Annotated in this window: 13 protein-coding genes, 1 tRNA gene and 2 pseudogenes; 9 read left to right on the top strand and 7 right to left on the bottom strand. The window is 70.0% G+C overall.

Translation table 11 applies throughout. The features are described 5' to 3' along the window. Nucleotides 1-224: 224 nt before the first annotated feature. Nucleotides 225-1,223, bottom strand: a complete 999-nt coding sequence (locus ACFQZ6_RS15320; RefSeq protein WP_381608891.1) for a sigma-70 family RNA polymerase sigma factor — start codon at nucleotides 1,221-1,223, stop codon at nucleotides 225-227. A 492-nt stretch (nucleotides 1,224-1,715) separates the two neighbouring features. Continuing rightward, nucleotides 1,716-2,507, bottom strand: a complete 792-nt coding sequence (locus tag ACFQZ6_RS15325; RefSeq protein ID WP_381608894.1) for a dioxygenase family protein — start codon at nucleotides 2,505-2,507, stop codon at nucleotides 1,716-1,718. A 131-nt stretch (nucleotides 2,508-2,638) separates the two neighbouring features. Here ACFQZ6_RS15325 and ACFQZ6_RS15330 point away from each other — a divergent pair, with 131 nt between their 5' ends. Beyond that, nucleotides 2,639-3,154, top strand: coding sequence for a MarR family winged helix-turn-helix transcriptional regulator (locus ACFQZ6_RS15330; RefSeq protein ID WP_381608897.1), 516 nt, complete (start codon nucleotides 2,639-2,641; stop codon nucleotides 3,152-3,154). Between the two features lie 109 nt (nucleotides 3,155-3,263). Here the strand turns inward: ACFQZ6_RS15330 and ACFQZ6_RS15335 are convergent, their stop codons facing one another. Both ACFQZ6_RS15335 and ACFQZ6_RS15340 read right to left on the bottom strand, forming a co-directional pair. Beyond that, nucleotides 3,264-4,835: an MFS transporter gene (locus tag ACFQZ6_RS15335; RefSeq protein WP_381608900.1), complete on the bottom strand. Its 1,572-nt coding sequence runs from the start codon at nucleotides 4,833-4,835 to the stop codon at nucleotides 3,264-3,266. Nucleotides 4,836-5,018: 183 nt separating this feature from the next. Beyond that, nucleotides 5,019-5,666 carry a TetR/AcrR family transcriptional regulator gene (locus ACFQZ6_RS15340; protein ID WP_381608903.1) on the bottom strand — a complete coding sequence of 216 codons (648 nt, stop codon included), beginning with the start codon at nucleotides 5,664-5,666 and terminating at the stop codon, nucleotides 5,019-5,021. A gap of 369 nt (nucleotides 5,667-6,035) precedes the next feature. Here ACFQZ6_RS15340 and ACFQZ6_RS15345 point away from each other — a divergent pair, with 369 nt between their 5' ends. The 4 genes and pseudogenes from ACFQZ6_RS15345 (at nucleotide 6,036) to ACFQZ6_RS15360 (ending at nucleotide 9,805) form a co-directional block, all read left to right on the top strand. Further along, nucleotides 6,036-7,325 (top strand): M6 family metalloprotease domain-containing protein, encoded by a 1,290-nt coding sequence (locus ACFQZ6_RS15345; protein ID WP_381608905.1) that lies wholly within the window; start codon nucleotides 6,036-6,038, stop codon nucleotides 7,323-7,325. Nucleotides 7,326-7,520: 195 nt separating this feature from the next. Beyond that, nucleotides 7,521-9,214 (top strand): annotated as a pseudogene (locus ACFQZ6_RS15350) (IclR family transcriptional regulator domain-containing protein). 58 nt (nucleotides 9,215-9,272) lie between these two features. After that, nucleotides 9,273-9,345, top strand: a tRNA-Arg gene (locus tag ACFQZ6_RS15355). A 112-nt stretch (nucleotides 9,346-9,457) separates the two neighbouring features. Then, nucleotides 9,458-9,805 carry a hypothetical protein gene (locus tag ACFQZ6_RS15360; protein ID WP_381608907.1) on the top strand — a complete coding sequence of 116 codons (348 nt, stop codon included), beginning with the start codon at nucleotides 9,458-9,460 and terminating at the stop codon, nucleotides 9,803-9,805. A 90-nt stretch (nucleotides 9,806-9,895) separates the two neighbouring features. On the opposite strand, the gene ACFQZ6_RS15365 is transcribed toward ACFQZ6_RS15360, so the two are convergent. Then, a complete protein-coding gene (locus tag ACFQZ6_RS15365; protein WP_381608910.1) occupies nucleotides 9,896-11,032 on the bottom strand; it encodes a tyrosine-type recombinase/integrase in 1,137 nt (378 codons plus the stop codon). A 121-nt stretch (nucleotides 11,033-11,153) separates the two neighbouring features. Next, nucleotides 11,154-12,025 (bottom strand): IS5 family transposase gene (locus ACFQZ6_RS15370; RefSeq protein WP_381608912.1). Its coding sequence is split into 2 segments (ribosomal slippage): nucleotides 11,154-11,639 and nucleotides 11,642-12,025, totalling 870 coding nucleotides; the frame shifts between segments, so codons are not numbered across the junction. Nucleotides 12,026-12,081: 56 nt separating this feature from the next. On the opposite strand from ACFQZ6_RS15370, the gene ACFQZ6_RS15375 reads away from it, so the two are divergent. The 4 genes and pseudogenes from ACFQZ6_RS15375 to ACFQZ6_RS15390 form a co-directional block, all read left to right on the top strand. Further along, entirely contained in the window at nucleotides 12,082-12,486 is a 405-nt protein-coding gene (locus ACFQZ6_RS15375; RefSeq protein WP_381608915.1) for an IS5 family transposase, read from the top strand. 191 nt (nucleotides 12,487-12,677) lie between these two features. Beyond that, nucleotides 12,678-14,027 carry an IS21 family transposase gene (istA, locus tag ACFQZ6_RS15380; protein WP_449334067.1) on the top strand — a complete coding sequence of 450 codons (1,350 nt, stop codon included), beginning with the start codon at nucleotides 12,678-12,680 and terminating at the stop codon, nucleotides 14,025-14,027. Continuing rightward, nucleotides 14,024-14,794: an IS21-like element helper ATPase IstB gene (gene istB / locus ACFQZ6_RS15385; RefSeq protein WP_381604214.1), complete on the top strand. Its 771-nt coding sequence runs from the start codon at nucleotides 14,024-14,026 to the stop codon at nucleotides 14,792-14,794. Before istA ends, istB begins: the two co-directional genes overlap by 4 nt. Nucleotides 14,795-14,844: 50 nt before the next feature. Continuing rightward, nucleotides 14,845-15,312: pseudogene (locus ACFQZ6_RS15390) on the top strand (IS5 family transposase); the annotation flags it as partial. A gap of 9 nt (nucleotides 15,313-15,321) precedes the next feature. Here the strand turns inward: ACFQZ6_RS15390 and ACFQZ6_RS15395 are convergent. Further along, nucleotides 15,322-15,540 carry a helix-turn-helix domain-containing protein gene (locus ACFQZ6_RS15395; protein ID WP_381608917.1) on the bottom strand — a complete coding sequence of 73 codons (219 nt, stop codon included), beginning with the start codon at nucleotides 15,538-15,540 and terminating at the stop codon, nucleotides 15,322-15,324. Nucleotides 15,541-15,791 lie beyond the last annotated feature (251 nt).

Here is a 15,791-nt window from a genome sequence, read left to right on the forward strand (position 1 = left end):
AACTCCTGTACCCGGAAGTCTTGTTCCCGGTCCGAGCCGATTGAAGCGGCGTTCCACGGCCATGTTCGCGCGGGCTTTAGCCACCCGGCGTACGCGGCCACCCCCGGTCGTACGCCACCGGCGGCCTCGCCACCGTACGCCCCCGGGGCGCACGAGTCACCTCAGCCACTCGTGTCACAGTCCAGACGCCCTCGGGGCGCCCCCGGTCGTCGACCGGGGCGGTCTCACGCCGCCGCGTCGAAGCCGGTCTGGCGGGCCAGCTTCTTCAGCTCGATCAGCGCGTGCTTCTCGATCTGGCGGATGCGCTCACGGGTCAGGCCGTGCTCCTTGCCGACCTCGGTCAGGGTGCGCTCGCGGCCGTCCTCGATGCCGTAGCGCATCTTGATGATCGAGGCCGTGCGCTGGTCGAGGCGGCCGATCAGGTCGTCCAGCTCCTCGCTGCGCAGCAGCGTCAGCACCGACTGCTCCGGCGACACGGCGGAGGTGTCCTCCAGGAGGTCACCGAACTGCGTCTCGCCCTCGTCGTCGACCGACATGTTCAGGGAGACCGGGTCACGGGCCCAGTCGAGCACGTCGGTGACGCGCTCCGGCGTGGAGCCCAGCTCGGCCGCGATCTCCGTGGGCTCCGGCTCCCGGCCGTGCTCACGGTTGAACTCGCGCTGCACGCGCCGGATCCGGCCCAGCTCCTCCACCAGGTGGACGGGGAGCCGGATGGTGCGCGACTGGTCGGCTATGGAGCGGGTGATGGCCTGGCGGATCCACCACGTCGCGTACGTGGAGAACTTGAAGCCCTTGCGGTAGTCGAACTTCTCGACGGCGCGCACCAGGCCCGCGTTGCCCTCCTGGATCAGGTCGAGCAGGGGCAGGCCGCTGCGCGGGTAGCGACGGGCGACGGCGACGACCAGGCGGAGGTTGGAGCGTATGAAGACGTCCTTGGCCCGCTCCCCCTCGGCGACCAGGGCTTCCAGCTCCTCGCGGCTGGCGTCGGTCTTCGACTCCTCGTACCCGTCGAGGACCTGCTGGGCGAACACACCCGCCTCGATCGTCTGGGACAGCTCGACCTCCTTGGCGGCGTCGAGCAGCGGGGTCCGCGCGATCTCGTCGAGGTACATGCCGACCAGATCGCGGTCGGCGATCTCGCCGCCGTGGCCGCGAACACTGCTTGCCGCGCCGGAGGTCTCGCCACTGGCGGACGTACGACGGGCGACGGCACGGGTTGCCATGCGTGCTCCCTTGCGATGGTGAGGTCAGCGGGTGTTCCTAGGGACACCTGGGGCTCTCGGCACTCTCTCCGGGTGCCCGGCATCCGATGGAAACAACGACTGGAATCAGGACAGAATTCCCAACCCACCCCTCGAATTTTCTGATCATGCAGTACCCTGTCGGGCTGCACCGGGCGCCCAAGGGTGACCGGCGACCGCCGAACCGTACGGAGGCCCAGCTCAGCACCCGGATCGAGAGCGATCCGAGGGCCCTGGCGAGCCTCTCCGGCCCTCCGTGCGTGAGATGGCCGTCACACCGGCCCATCACACTCGGTACCGCGGTCCTCACCCCCGAGGAGCACCGCCGTTGGTGACCCTCACCCCTCTAGACGAACGGTGCCGCGCGAAAGTTGCCGCGGCGACCAAGCGGCGGCCAGGCGGCGACCAAGCCGCGGCCAGGCCGCAGCCAGGCGGCGACCACGCGACGGGCAAGCGGCCACGCGCCCCGCCCGGTCACCCGAACTGCACCGACCGCTTGGCCAGCCCCATCCAGAACCCGTCGATCACCGACTCCTGTTCCCCGAGGTCCCCGGCGGCCTCGGCCGCGCCCATGGTCACGAAGAGCGGGGCGAAGTGCTCGGTGCGCGGGTGGGCGAGCCGCCCGGCGGGCGACTTGTGCCCGAAGTCGAGCAGGGCGTCGACGTCCCGGGTCTCCAGCGCCCGGCGCCCCCAGTCGTCGAACTCGGCCGACCAGCGCGGCACTCCCCCGCCGGTGTGCCGCAGGGCGGCGAGGTTGTGGGTGAAGAAGCCGGAGCCGACGATCAGTACGCCCTCGTCGCGCAGCGGCGCGAGCTTGCGCCCGATCTCCATCAGCCGCACCGGGTCCAGGGTCGGCAGGGAGATCTGGAGGACCGGGATGTCGGCGTCCGGGTACATCTCGACGAGCGGGACGTAGGCGCCGTGGTCGAGGCCACGGTCGGGGATGTCCTGCACGGGCGTGCCCGGGGCGCGCAGCAGCTTCCGTACGGACTCGGCCAGCCCGGGGGCGCCGGGGGCGCCGTACCGCACGCGGTAGTAGTGCTCGGGGAAGCCCCAGAAGTCGTAGACGAGGGGGACGGTCTCGGTGGCGCCGATGGCGAGCGGGGCCTCCTCCCAGTGCGCGGAGACCATCAGGACGGCCGTGGGCCGCGGCAGTCCGGCGGCCCAGGCGGCGAGCTGGCCGGGCCAGACGGGGTCGTCCGCGAGGGGCGGGGCGCCGTGGCTGAGGTAGAGGGCGGGCATACGCTCGACGGCTGCGGCAGCCATGACGACGACTCCTTGCTTGCCCGGCTACTCGGCACCTGGGCATCCGATTGCTTCAAATCTCAAGCACTTGACGTCATCACGATACGACCCACTTGTTTAACTTTCAAGAAGCCCGCTCGTACAGTGGACCCATGAACACGGCCCCCACGACCCCGCCGCCCGACGACCCCGTGTGGCTCACCGCGGAGGAGCAGCGCGTCTGGCGCTCGTACCTGAACGCGGCGACCCTCCTGGAGGACCACCTCGACCGTCAGCTCCAGCGGGACGCGGGGATGCCGCACGTGTACTACGGGCTGCTCGTCCAGCTCGCCGAGGCCCCGGACCGCCAGCTGCGCATGACGGAGCTGGCCAGGCGGGCGAAGATCACCCGCTCCCGGCTCTCGCACGCCGTCGCCCGGCTGGAGAAGAGCGGCTGGGTCCGCCGCGAGGACTGCCCCTCGGACAAGCGGGGCCAGCTCGCCGTACTGACCGACCAGGGCTACGACGTGCTGCGGCGCACCGCGCCGGGCCATGTGGCCGCCGTACGCCAGGCGCTGTTCGACCGCCTCTCCCCGGAACAGCAGAAGTCCCTCGGCGAGATCATGGAGATCGTCGCCGAGGGACTCCAGCCCCGGGAAGCGGGAGCGGACCTGCCCTGGCTGCGCTGAGTCAGACGCTCGGCGCGGTCCAGGGCAGGCCCGCTGGGGACCGTACGGACGGGGCGTCCCCTTCCCCGTACGTACGGGTGGTGCGAACGAACCCGAAGGGGCGGCGCGGTTAGTGCGCGACCACCGGTATGGCGGCTGCGCCCTCAGCGTCCTCGGCACCGACGCCGGACCCGGCCGCGGCGCCCATGTTGGGCTTGCCCGCGTTGACGAGGGTCAGCGCGATCGTCGCGGCGACGACCAGGATGCCGACGGCGAACCAGATGGCGCTGGTGTAGCCCTCGACCTGGCCCTGGAGCTGCACGAGCTGCGCCTGGGCGCGGGTACCGGCGGAGCCGAGGTGGTCCTCGATGTACGCGGTCGTCGCGGAGGCGGCGATCGTGTTCAGCAGGGCCGTGCCGATCGCGCCGCCGACCTGCTGCGAGGTGTTGACCATCGCGGAGGCGACACCGGCGTCCCGGGGCTCGACGCCCTGGGTGGCCAGCGACATCGCGGGCATGAACGCCGTACCCATGCCGAGGCCGAGCAGCAGCATCGCGGGCAGCAGCAGGGCGGCGTAGGAGGAGTCGATCTCCAACTGGGTCAGCAGCAACATGCCGAGGGCGGCGACCAGGAAGCCCGGGCCCATCAGCAGGCGCGGCGCGACCCGGGTCATCAGCCGGGTGCCGATCTGGGTGGACCCGGTGATCATGCCCACGATCATCGGCAGGAAGGCGAAGCCGGTCTTCACCGGCGAGTAGCCCTTGACGATCTGGAGGTAGTAGGTGAGGAACAGGAACAGACCGAACATGGCGATGATCGCCAGGCCCAGCGAGAGGTAGATCCCACCGCGGTTGCGCTCGGTCACCACGCGCAGCGGCAGCAGCGGGGCCTTGACCCGGGCCTCGACCACGACGAACGCGGTGAGCAGCACGGCCGACGCGACGAACATGGTGACGGTCACCGCGTCGCTCCAGCCGTCGGACTCGGCGCGCGTGAAGCCGTAGACCAGCGAGACCAGGCCGAGGGTGGACAGGACCACGCCGGGGATGTCGAGCGGGGAGCGGTTACGGCCGCCACTGGGCTCCCGGACGACCAGGTAGGCACCGGCCGCGGCGACCACGGCGAACGGGATGTTGACGAAGAACGTCCAGCGCCAGTTCAGGTACTCGGTGAGGAAACCGCCGAGGATCAGACCGACGGCGCCACCGCCACCGGCGATCGCACCGTAGATGCCGAACGCCTTGGCGCGCTCCTTGGCGTCGGTGAACATCACGGCGAGCAGCGACAGCGCGGCGGGCGCGAGCAGCGCGCCGAACACGCCCTGGAGGGCGCGCGAGCCGAACATCATCGCGCCGTTGGTGGCGGCACCGCCGAGCGCGGAGGCCGCGGCGAAGCCGACCAGGCCGAGGACGAACGTGCGCTTGCGGCCCCACAGGTCGGCGATCCGGCCGCCGAACAGCAGCAGACCACCGAAGGCGAGCGCGTAGGCCGTGACGACCCACTGCCGGTTGCCGTCGGATATGCCCAGGTCCTGCTGGGCGGAGGGCAGCGCGATGTTCACGATGGTCGCGTCGAGGACGACCATCAACTGGGCGAGCGCGATGAAGACCAGCGCCTTCCAGCGACCCGGCTCGGGGGCCGGGGCGGCGGAGGCGCCGGGAGCGCCGGAAGCACCCGGGGTGCTTCGGACTGTTTCAGACATGGGGGTACCCACTTCGGGACTTCGTGACGGAAATGTCGGTGCTTGGTGGTGCTGGTGGTGGTGAGGGACGTTGATTCGGTGGCGATTCGGTGATTGGTCGGGCTGAGCTTCGAAGGTTCGAAGATGAGGACTGCCGGGTGGGCGGGAACTCATCGCCGCCCGGCGCTCAGCGTTCGATCGGACTCAGGACTTCCGCAGGTCCTCCAAGGTCACGGAGGCTCCCGGCAGGTCCTCGGAGCGGGCCGGGGCCCGCAGACCGTCCAGGAACAACTGGAGATGGCGGTGGACGTAGCGGTCCACGCTGAGGCATTCGAGCCCGGCCGGAGGGCGGCTGAGCTGGGCGATGACGATCATCAGATCGCCGACGCCCACGTCGACGCGGAGCTGACCGGCCTCCTTGGCGCGGTCCATGACGTCCGCGACGAGTCGCTCGACCCGTAGCCGGGCCGATTCCAGGTCGGGGTGGTGCTGGTCGAAGGTGCTGGAGATCATCGGGCACAGCGCGCTGATCCGCTCCTCGGCGGCGGTGTGCACGAAGCGCTCCAGCGCGGAGAACGCGTCACCGCCCTCGGCGATCGCCTCCTCGGCCGCCCGCGCCGTACGGTCCATCACCGAACAGACGACCTCGCGTACGAGGGCGTCACGGTCGGGGAAGTTCCGGTAAACCGTCGCGTTGCCGACACCGGCGCGGCGGGCGATCTCGTCGAGCGGCACGTCAGGGCCGTGTTCGACGAACATCTCACGGGCGGCGGTGACGATCCGCTCCCGGTTCCGCAGAGCGTCGGCGCGCGGCCGGGTCGTCCTGCGTCGCACGGGGGGCGCGGTCTGCACGGTGTGCTCCTTCGGAGGGCTGACTGATCGTGTCGGACTGGTGGTCTCGGGCAATCCGGGGAGGCACTCCCCGTTTCGACCCGGACGCAGGTTCAAACGGGGAACGGGTCCCCGGTTATTTCACCCGGGGGGCAAGAATCGGCGTGACCTGTATCACAGCCGACTAGCACGCGACTCGCACACCACTCGCATGTCAGTCGCGCGCTCCTCGCACGCCACTCGCACCCGCCTAGCGCACCACTAGAGCCGCGCTCTTCCCCGGTTCCCACGATCGGTCTCCCCCAACGAGCGCCCGCGCCCGCCTCGGCGGAGGGTGATCAAGAGGGTGCAGCCGGAGACCGGTGGCTGCCTGGAGCGGAAGGTGCCCACATGCAGCCGCTGCCGCGCAGCCGTCGGATACGCGCCCGGCGGGCGGGCGCGCTCACGGCGGTGGCGGCCCTCACCCTGGCGGTCAGCACCTCGGCGGGCACGGGACACCTGCTGCCGGGCGACATGACGGCGGCCGGTCCCCGCCCGATGTCCGCGGCCCACTCCGCCGCGCTGGGCCCCTGCATGATCAGCGGCGGTCTGGAGGTGCAGATGTCGGAGGGCGTCCCGACCTCCACCGGCTACACCCGCTCCACCGGCACCGTACGCGCCCTCACCCTGATGATCGACTTCTCGGACGCGCCCGGGAAGGGCAGCGCGCGGGCCCGCTTCCGGGAGTTCTTCCCGCAGACCCGCAAGTGGTTCCGCACCAGCTCCTACGGCCGCCTCGACTACCGCCCCGAGACCCCGATCCGCGGCTGGCTGCGGATGCCGAAGCCGTTCCGGGCGTACGGCATAGAACGCGGCGCGCCCTTCGACCCCGGCTACCGGAAGCTGGTCGAGGACATCGTGGCCGCCGCCGACCCCGAGGTCGACTTCCGGGCGTACGACCTCCTGAACGTCCTGGTCACCCCGAACGCGGGCCCCTCCGCCCTGGACACGGTCCTCTCCGTCACCTTCGCGGGCAACGCGGAGGCGCCGACGGCGGACGGCGTCCCGGTGGCCAACGCCTCCTTCGTCTACTCCCGCCAGGACGACGGCTCCGGCTCCTACGCCAGGACCGGCTACCGCGTCCTGCCGCACGAGAACGGCCACGTCTTCGGCCTGCCCGACCTCTACACGCAGGAGGGCGGGGGCGCGGTCGGCCACTGGGACATCATGAGCGAGGACTGGGGCGCCAACAACGACCTGCTCGGCTGGCACAAGTGGAAACTGGGCTGGCTGGACGCCCACCAGGTCGCCTGCGCGTCCCTCCCCGGCACGACGGAGCACCTGCTGACGCCGCTGTCCCGCGCGGGCGGCCCCAAGCTGGTCTTCATACCGGTGGACGACAGCACCGGGTACGCCCTCGAACTGCGCACCCGCGGCGGCAACGACGAGGCGGTGTGCCGTCCGGGCGTACTGGTCTACCGGGTCGACGCGGAGGTGGACACCGGCCGGGGCCCGATCACGGTGCACGACTCCCGCCGTGACAGCGGCGGCTGCACCCGCTCCCCCAACGTCCACGCGGAACTCTCCGACGCCGCGTTCACCCCCGGCGAGACGTTCAAGGACCGACGGCACGGCATCCGCGTGGAGGTGACGGCGGCGGACGCGTCGGGGAACCTTGTGGTGCGGGTGACGAGACGGTAGGCGGGGCGGCGGGGCGGCGGGCTTCCGCCGGGGCACGTTCAGGTGGGGCAGCGAGCCACGGCCCTCCGCCAGGGCGCGTTCAGGTGGGGCAGCGAGCCACGGCCCTCCGCCGGGGCGCCTTCCGTCAGGGCGCATTCAGGTGGGGCGCATTACGGTTGGCCCTGCCACGACCGCCGTACCGGAGACGACCACCCGATGCCCGCCCACACCACGACGCAGGAGCCCGAGGCCACTGGGGCCGCGCCCCAGCCCGTCGTTCCGGCGGAGGCGGTGACCCCACTCATGCGCGGGATCGCCGTACTGCGACGCCTCACCGAGGCCGACGGCACGCTCACCCCCAGCGAGCTGGAGCGCGCGACGGGCCTCGCCCGCTCCACGGTGGACCGCATCACCGCGACCCTGGCCCGCATGGACTACGTCCGCCAGGACGGCCGCGACGTCACGCTGGCCCCCCGCCTGATGGAACTGGGCAACGCCTACCTGGCCGCTCTCCGCCTCCCCACCCTGCTCGGCGCCCGCGCCGACGCCCTCGCCGACGAACTGGACGAGTCGGTGTCGCTGGCGGTCGGCGACCGCGACGGCATCCGCTTCATCCACCAGGCCACCCGACGCCGGGCGATGTCCCTCAGCTTCCGCATCGGCGACCTGCTCCCGGCGGAACGCACGGCTCCGGGCCCCCTGTTCGCGACGGAGTGGTCGGCGGCCGACTGGCACACCTGGCGAACCCGCCGCGCCGCGAACCCGACGGAGGCCACGTTCCCACCCCTGGGGAGCCCTGGGAGCCCCCTCCCCCCGACGACTTCACCGCCCGCACGGAGGTGGCGCGCCAGGACGACCACGTCCTGGACGACCAGTTGATCGAACCGGGCCTGGTGGCGGTGGCCGTCCCCGTACGGAACCCCGCGACCTCCAGGATCGCGTGCGTGGCGAGCATCGTCAGCCACACGAGCCGCCACTCGGCACAGAACTTGAGGGAAACCCTGCTCCCCCGCCTACGGGAGGCGGTCGCGGCGATGGAGGAGGACCTGGCCACGGCCCCCACCCCGGAACCGGGCCCACCCCCCTCCGACCTGGCCCTCTGGACGGGCGCCTCGAAGCAGCAACTGGGCCGGGAGTTCATCGAGTCCCTCGCCAGGGGCCTGACCGTACTCACCGCCTTCGACGAGGGCCGCGCCGAGCTGACCCTGACGGAGGTCGCGAGGGCAACGGGCCTGGCCCGCGCGACGGCCCGCCGCGCCCTGATCACCTACGAACACCTGGGCCTGGCGACCCAGACCCCCCACCGCACGTTCACCCTCACCCCGCGCGTCCTCTCCCTGGGCTTCCCACCCCTCTCCCGCACGTCCCTGGCGGACATCGCGACCCCCCACCTGACGGCCCTGACCGGGACGCTCCACGAGTCCTCCTCCCTGGCGGTCCTCACCCCAGACGCCAAGGAGATCCAGTACACGGCCCGGGTAGCCACCACCCGCGTCATGAGCGTCAACCTCACCACCGGCACCCGCCTCCCGGCATACGCCACCTCAATGGGCCGAGTCCTCCTGTCAGACGCCCCGGACGACAGCGCGTGGGCAACGGTCCCCCTCCTCCCCTTCACCCCCCACACGATCACCGACGTCACGGCCTTGCGGCGGACCCTCGCCGAGACCCGAGCCCAGGGTTACGCCCTGGTCGACCAGGAACTTGAGGAGGGCCTGCGTTCCATCGCCGTACCCGTCCGCGACCGCACCGGCCGAGCGATCGCCGCGATCAACGTCGCCACCCACGCGGCCCGCCGCACCATCGCCGAGTGCCTGGAAGACATCCTCCCGCCCCTCGCCGCCACCGCCTCAGCCATCGAAACGGACCTCCACGTCGCCGCCCGCTTCACCCACCTCCCCCCACCCTGACCCCCACACCCCACCCCCGATCCGCTAACCTTGTGACGCCGCCTGCACGGGCGGCACCGCCTTCGTAGCTCAGGGGATAGAGCACCGCTCTCCTAAAGCGGGTGTCGCAGGTTCGAATCCTGCCGGGGGCACAGCAAAACGCCAGGTCAGAGGCCCTTCCGTCCATCGGACGGGAGGGCCTTCGCACTCGCAGCACACATATGGCACACACGGGCTGCGGGCAGAGGTGGGGAGCTGTGCGATATGCCCGCGAAGGACGAGCTGGCCCGGCGCCGGTGCGAGAAGCTGGTGGAGCGGCTTGAGTCGCTGATGCGCGGCGCTCTGAAGCCGGAGTACGAGGGCTACTACGGGCAGCTGATCCTCGGCGCGGACGATCTCGCGGAGATGGGCGAGCTCAAGGACGTCCGGCGTGCCGCCAGGGAGGCGGGACGGCGTCTCGGCTGGAAGACGACCACGCACCTCGTCGGCGGGAGGCTCTTCGTCCTCGACGAGCGGGAGGTGCCCGAGGAGATCGAGCGGTTGGCCGGGGATGCGGCCGCTGCTGCGATGGACAGAGCCTGGGAGGAAGGCCGCCGACCGCGACTGATCTGATCCGAGGGAGACGCAAAGGGGAACCCCACCGCATTAGCGCGTCGGGGTTCCCTCTTCGGCTACGGCGCCCCGGCACGGGTTAGGCACACATCACGCGGCATCGCCCTCCAGGGCAGCCACCGCCTCGGCCGCCTCGCGAGCCTTCCGCTCCGCCTTCTCCAGCTTGGCCTTCGCCTTGGCCAACTGCTTGGCCCGGCGCTTGTGCATCTTCTTCGAGACCTCGTCCAGACGGTCCGGGAAGAGGTGACCATACGTGTCCAACGTCAAGGTCGCGGACTTGTGGCCCAGCATCGTCTGTACGACGTTGACGTCCGCTCCGCTGGCGATGGCCAGGGAAGCCGCCGTGTGCCGCAGCTTGTGCGGGGTGACCTTGAGGTGCCCCAGCCCTGCCTTCACGACCGCCGGCGCGAAGAACCTCTGGCGGAAGTTCCGCGCCCGCAACGGTCCGCCCTGCGGGGCAGTGAAGAGCAACTCCTCATCTCCCCGTCCCTGGACGTGCGGCTTCAACTCCTCCGCCAGGAACCGCGGGATGGGTACGGACCGGCGCTCATGGTTCTTGGGGGTGTCGAGGTAGAGCTTGCCGTTGTCCTCGGCGTACGCCTCAACGATGTGGGCCCGGCAGGCGTCGAGGTCGACGCGGCCGACCTTCAGCGCGGACGCCTCGCCCCAGCGCAGGCCGGTGTAGGTCAGCAGCAGGATGAACACCCGGTAAGCGCCTGACGCGTTGGCCAGCGCGTCGACCTGCATGTCGTCGAGGTACACGTGGTCGGCCGGCGCCGCCTTCGGCAGGGGCACACCGACAGCCGGGTTGACCGCCAGACGACGGGCCTTGACCGCGTAGCCGAGAACGCGGCTGAGGACGACGTACGCCTTGCGGACCGAGCGGGGGCTGAGCTTCCTGCCGCCGGTCGCCTCGCCGGACAGCAGGTCCGCGAGCCATTCGGCGATGTCCTCGAAGTGGATGCGGTCCAGCGGAGTGGTACCCCACTTGGGGATCACGTGGACGTCAAGAACACCGCGATAGCGCCCCCGGGTCGAACGCTTGAGATGAATCTGCGCCGCCAGCCAGGACTCAGCCACCTCCGCGAACTTCACGCGTGCGGCTGCGGGATCGCGGTAGGAGCCGTCGTTGAGACGGGACTCCATCCTCGTCCGCTCCGCCTCGGCATCGACCTTGCGGGCAAAGGTCTTCATCTTCGGCCTGCCGTCGGGGTCGTACCAGCGCACGCGGTACCGCCCTGGCGGCGTACGGCCCGCCCGCTTGGCTTCCGCCGCAGCCCGTGCGTACGTCGCATGCCCTATGCGGTCCTCAATCCAGACCCGCGCCAACTAGGGACTTTCGTTTGGATCACCGTGCGGACCACAGAAAGATGCCTGCGATGTGGAGTCCGGCCAGGTAGATCGTGGCTGTCTTCTCGTAGCGGGTGGCGATGCCGCGCCACTGCTTGAGGCGGTTGATGCACCGCTCGACGGTGTTGCGGTGCTTGTAGGTCTCGCGGTCGAAGGCGGGCGGCCTGCCGCCCCGGCTGCCGCGTCGAAGGCGGTGTGCCTGCTGATCGGCCGGGACGGGGATGACCGCACGGATTCCGCGCTTGCGCAGGTGCTTGCGGATGGCACGCGAGGAGTACGCCTTGTCGGCCAGGACGACGTCCGGAGTGGTGCGAGGCCGACCACGCTGCCGGGGCACTCGCAGGCGGGCCATGACCTGCTCGAAGGCGGGTGCGTCACCGGCCTGTCCTGCGGTCAGGACGAACGCCAGGGGTCGGCAGCGGCCGTCGGCCACCAGGTGGATCTTCGTGGTCAGTCCGCCGCGGGACCGGCCGATGGCGTGATCGTCCGGTTCGCCGACCGGGGCCCCTTTTTGCGAGCCCCGGCCGCGTGCTGGTGAGCGCGCACGATGGTGGAGTCCACCGAGACAGCCCAGTTGAGGTCCTCGTCAGAGTCAGCCTGCGCCATCAGCGCGGTGAACACCCGCTCCCAGGTGCCATCGACGGCCCACATCCGCAGCCGGTTGTAGACGCCTCGCCAGTTGCCGTACTTCTCCGGCAGGTGGACCCACTGCGTGCCGGTCTGGAACTTGAAGGCGATCGCGTCGATCACCTCACGGTGGTCACGCCACCGGCCACCCCGCCTCGGCGTCCGGTCCGGGAGTAACGGCTCGATCCGCGCCCACTGCGCGTCAGTCAACGGCACACCCGGACCAACGACCGACTGATCCAAACGAAACGGCCTAGGGGCTGTCTTCAAAGATCATCTGGGTGGTAGATCATGGTGTTGTGGTACGTCGTCATGAACTCACCGACCGGGAGTGGGAGTTGCTCGCTCCGCTGATACCCCGGGCCGCGACGGGGCGGCCTCGAGTGGAGGACCGGCAGGTCATCAACGGGATGGTCTACAAGATCCGCACCGGGATCTCCTGGCGTGACCTGCCGGAACGCTACGGGCCGTGGAAGACCGTCTACACCCGCTTCCGCCGCTACGCCCTGGACGGGGTGTTCACCCGGGCTCTGCAGCAGATCCAGGCCCAGGCGGACGCGGCCGGCGACATCGACTGGCTGGTCCAGATCGACTCCACCATCGTCCGCGCTCACCAGCACGCCGCCGCCACGGGCCGAAAAGGGGGCGGCACCAGCAGGACGAACCGGACGATCACGCCCTCGGCCGATCCCGCGGCGGACTGATGTCGGCGTACAAGCGAACGTGCACCACCTCGTACGGATGAAAGTGCACCATTCTTGATGCGGTGATGGGGTGCCAGCCGTGAGCCTGCTGCTGTCGTTTCGGGGTGGCAGGGAGGCCGCTGACGGTGGTTTTGGATCCACATCGCTGGCTGGAGTTGAGGCGGTTCCGGCCGCTGTACGAGTCCGGTGCGATGAGCTTGCGGGAGATCGCGAAGGAGACCGGGCTGAACCGCCGGACGGTCAGCAAGTACCTGAAGGACTCCGCGGCGGTCGCGCCGCCGAAGAGAGAAACAGCAGATCAGCGGCCTCGGCGGGTGGTGGATGAGGTCGCGCCGCTGATCGACGCGATGCTCAGGTCGGAGATCCTGCTCAAGGGCAGGGTGATCCACGACCGCCTGGCCCAGGAGTACGGGGTCGCGATCAACTACCAGCGGGTGAAGCTCTATCTGCAGGAAGCCCGGCCCCGGATCGCGGAGGAACTGGGCATCAGCCCGGGTGAGCTGGCGGGCCTGCACCGGCGCTTCGAGGTCGTCCCCGGTGCTCAGGCCCAGGTCGACTGGGGAGACGAGGGCAAGATCCTCGCGCATGTCGGCATCCCGAAGGTCTATTCCTTCCACATGACGCTGTCGTACTCGCGCGACCCGTTCTGCTGTTTCACCACCAGCCAGGACCTGGCCACGTTCTTCGACTGCCATCGGGCCGCGTTCGCGCACTTCGGCGGGGTGCCGATAAGTATCGTCTATGACCGCACCAAGACGGTCGTGCGCCGGCACGTCGCCCCGGGTGAGGCGGTTCCGCTGCACCCGGAGGCGGTCGCCTTCGCCGGCCACTACGACTTCGACATCGACGTGCTGGCCGCCTACCGGCCTCAGGGCAAGGGCCGGGTCGAGCGGCAGGTGAACATCGTCCGCGACCACGTCCTGGCCGGGCGGGCCTTCTCCTCCATCGAGGAACTCAACGCCGCCTTCGCCGCCTGGGTCCCGCTGCGGCGGGCGAAGGTCCACGGCACCCACGGTGAGGTCATCGGACACCGGGCCGTGCGCGACCACATGGCCCTGCGTCCGCTGCCGGCGGCCCCCTACGTGGTCGCCCAAAGGCACCTGCGGCATGTCGGCAAGGACTGCCTGGTCGCCTTCGACGCGAACCTCTACTCGGTGCCCGCCCGCAAGGTCCGCCCCCGCCAGCTAGTCGAGATCCGGGCCACGAAATCGCAAGTCAGCCTCCATTCCACCGTTCCCGATGCAAGCGGCCAGACCCTGCTGGCCATCCATCCGCGGGCCGTTGGCCGGGGCGCCCGCATCGTGGATGAGACGCACTGGGACGGCCTTCCCACCGGCGCAGGCCGCCGCGTCACCACCGGTGACGACGCTCTGCCCTCACCCCGACGCGGCCAGCCGCCGAAGGCGGAGGCCGGACCGCTGCAGGCTCTGCTGAACCGGGCCGCCGCCGCGAACGTCGAGGTCGGCCGCCGCCCGCTGTCGGTCTATGACGAGCTGACCGGCACCCGTCCCTTCACCACCCCGACCAAGGAAGCCCGTTGAGCGAGCTGACCAGCACCCGCATCCGCACCACCGCCGCCAAGCTCGGCCTGCCGCACCTGGCCGAGGCCCTGAACCAGTACGTCCAGCGGGCGGACGAGGCCAAGATGGGCTACCTCGACTTCCTCGACCTCGTGCTGGCCGAGGAACTCGCCGTCCGCGACGACCGGCGCTTCCGCAACGGTCTGCGGCTGTCGAAGCTGCCGCACCACAAGACGCTGGAGGACTACGACTTCTCCTTCCAGCCCGACCTCGACCCGCGCAAGGTCAAGGACCTGGCCACCCTCTCCTTCGTCGAGGACAAGGCCAACGTCGCTCTGCTCGGACCGCCCGGGGTCGGCAAGACGCACATCGCCGTCGCCTTGGCGGTCGCGGCCTGCCGGGCCGGCTACTCGATCTACTTCACCAGCCTTGACGACATGGTCCGCCACCTCAAGGCCGCCGAGGACCAGGGCCGTCTGATCAGCAAGCTCACCAGCTACCTCCGGCCCGCCGTTCTCGTGGTGGACGAGGTGGGCTACCAGCCGCTGGAACGGGCCGAGGCGAACCTGGTCTTCCAGGTCATCTCCAAGCGTTACGAGAAGGGCTCGATCATCCTGACCTCGAACAAGACCTTCGGCGAATGGGGCCAGGTCTTCGGCGACGAGGTCCTGGCCACCGCGATCCTCGACCGGCTCCTGCACCACTGCGAAGTCGTCTCGATCAACGGCAACAGCTACCGGCTCAAGAACCGCCTCCAGGCCATCGAGCGGGAGACCGACGTGGCCTAACCAGTGGTGCACATAACTTCGTACTCGGTGGTGCACTCACATAAGTACCTGGACAACTGACCACCAAAGTCCACCTCGCCTGCGACGGCAAGGGCCGCCCGCTCGCGATCCTGGTGACGCCCGGCCAACGCCACGACAGTGTCTGTGCACGCCCTCTGCTGGAACGGATCCGTGTTCCCCGCACCGGCCTGGGCCGGCCTCGGTGCAGGCCCGACCAGGTCATCGCAGACAAGGCTTACAGCTCCCGCAGCTTCCGCGCCTACCTGCGAAAACGCGGCATTGCGCACACCATTCCGGAGAAAACCGACCAGCGACGGCACCGGCTGAGGCGCGGTTGCCAAGGCGGCCGACCGCCAGGGTTCGACCGGGAGACCTACCGGCGGCGCAACGTGATCGAGCGCTGCTTCAACCGGCTCAAGGGCTTCCGCGGCATCGCCACCCGATACGACAAGACCGCCACCTCCTACGAAGCGGCGGTCACCCTCGCATCGCTCCTACTCTGGGCAAGATCCGTTTGAAGACGGACCCTAGCACCCCTCCCGGTCGCCGGTGCGCACCGACGGAAACGGCAGGAGCAGGGTCGCGGCAGGGATGCCGAGCGCGGTGGCGATGACGACGAGGTCGTCTATGTCGCAGCGACGGCGAGCGCGTTCGGTTCGGCTGAGGGCCGTGTTGGTCATCGGGCGGCCCAGTGCGGTGCAGTGAGCGGCGAGCTGGTGCTGGGTCAGGCCGCGCGCAGTTCGCACATGCTCGATGGCGTGGGCGGTATGGAGGCCGGCGGGGGCCCATTTCGATAGGTCGGGTTGCCATGACAGTTAGCTGTAACTTGCGGCGGGGCGGCGTGGCAAGAGTTGGTTCTTAACCTCTACAGAAGTCGCCCCGGGACTGAGTGGCGTTCCTTTCATCGAATTCCGGCACATCACGAGCAGTTTCTTCGAGAATGCCGTGCTACCTTCCCTTAGAGCTCGTAACACGATCTTGTGGATGTGTGCTGGCC

Origin of the sequence: Streptomyces flavalbus, assembly GCF_042674625.1 — a bacterium.
Classification (GTDB): Bacteria; Actinomycetota; Actinomycetes; order Streptomycetales; family Streptomycetaceae; genus Streptomyces; species Streptomyces flavalbus.

Coding starts and splice junctions, on each gene's coding strand:
- ACFQZ6_RS15320 (WP_381608891.1), bottom strand. CDS start 1,223: ATGGCAACCCGTGCCGTCGCCCGTCGTACGTCCGCCAGTGGCGAGACC.
- ACFQZ6_RS15325 (WP_381608894.1), bottom strand. CDS start 2,507: ATGGCTGCCGCAGCCGTCGAGCGTATGCCCGCCCTCTACCTCAGCCAC.
- ACFQZ6_RS15330 (WP_381608897.1), top strand. CDS start 2,639: ATGAACACGGCCCCCACGACCCCGCCGCCCGACGACCCCGTGTGGCTC.
- ACFQZ6_RS15335 (WP_381608900.1), bottom strand. CDS start 4,835: ATGTCTGAAACAGTCCGAAGCACCCCGGGTGCTTCCGGCGCTCCCGGC.
- ACFQZ6_RS15345 (WP_381608905.1), top strand. CDS start 6,036: ATGCAGCCGCTGCCGCGCAGCCGTCGGATACGCGCCCGGCGGGCGGGC.
- ACFQZ6_RS15360 (WP_381608907.1), top strand. CDS start 9,458: ATGCCCGCGAAGGACGAGCTGGCCCGGCGCCGGTGCGAGAAGCTGGTG.
- istA (WP_449334067.1), top strand. CDS start 12,678: ATGAGCTTGCGGGAGATCGCGAAGGAGACCGGGCTGAACCGCCGGACG.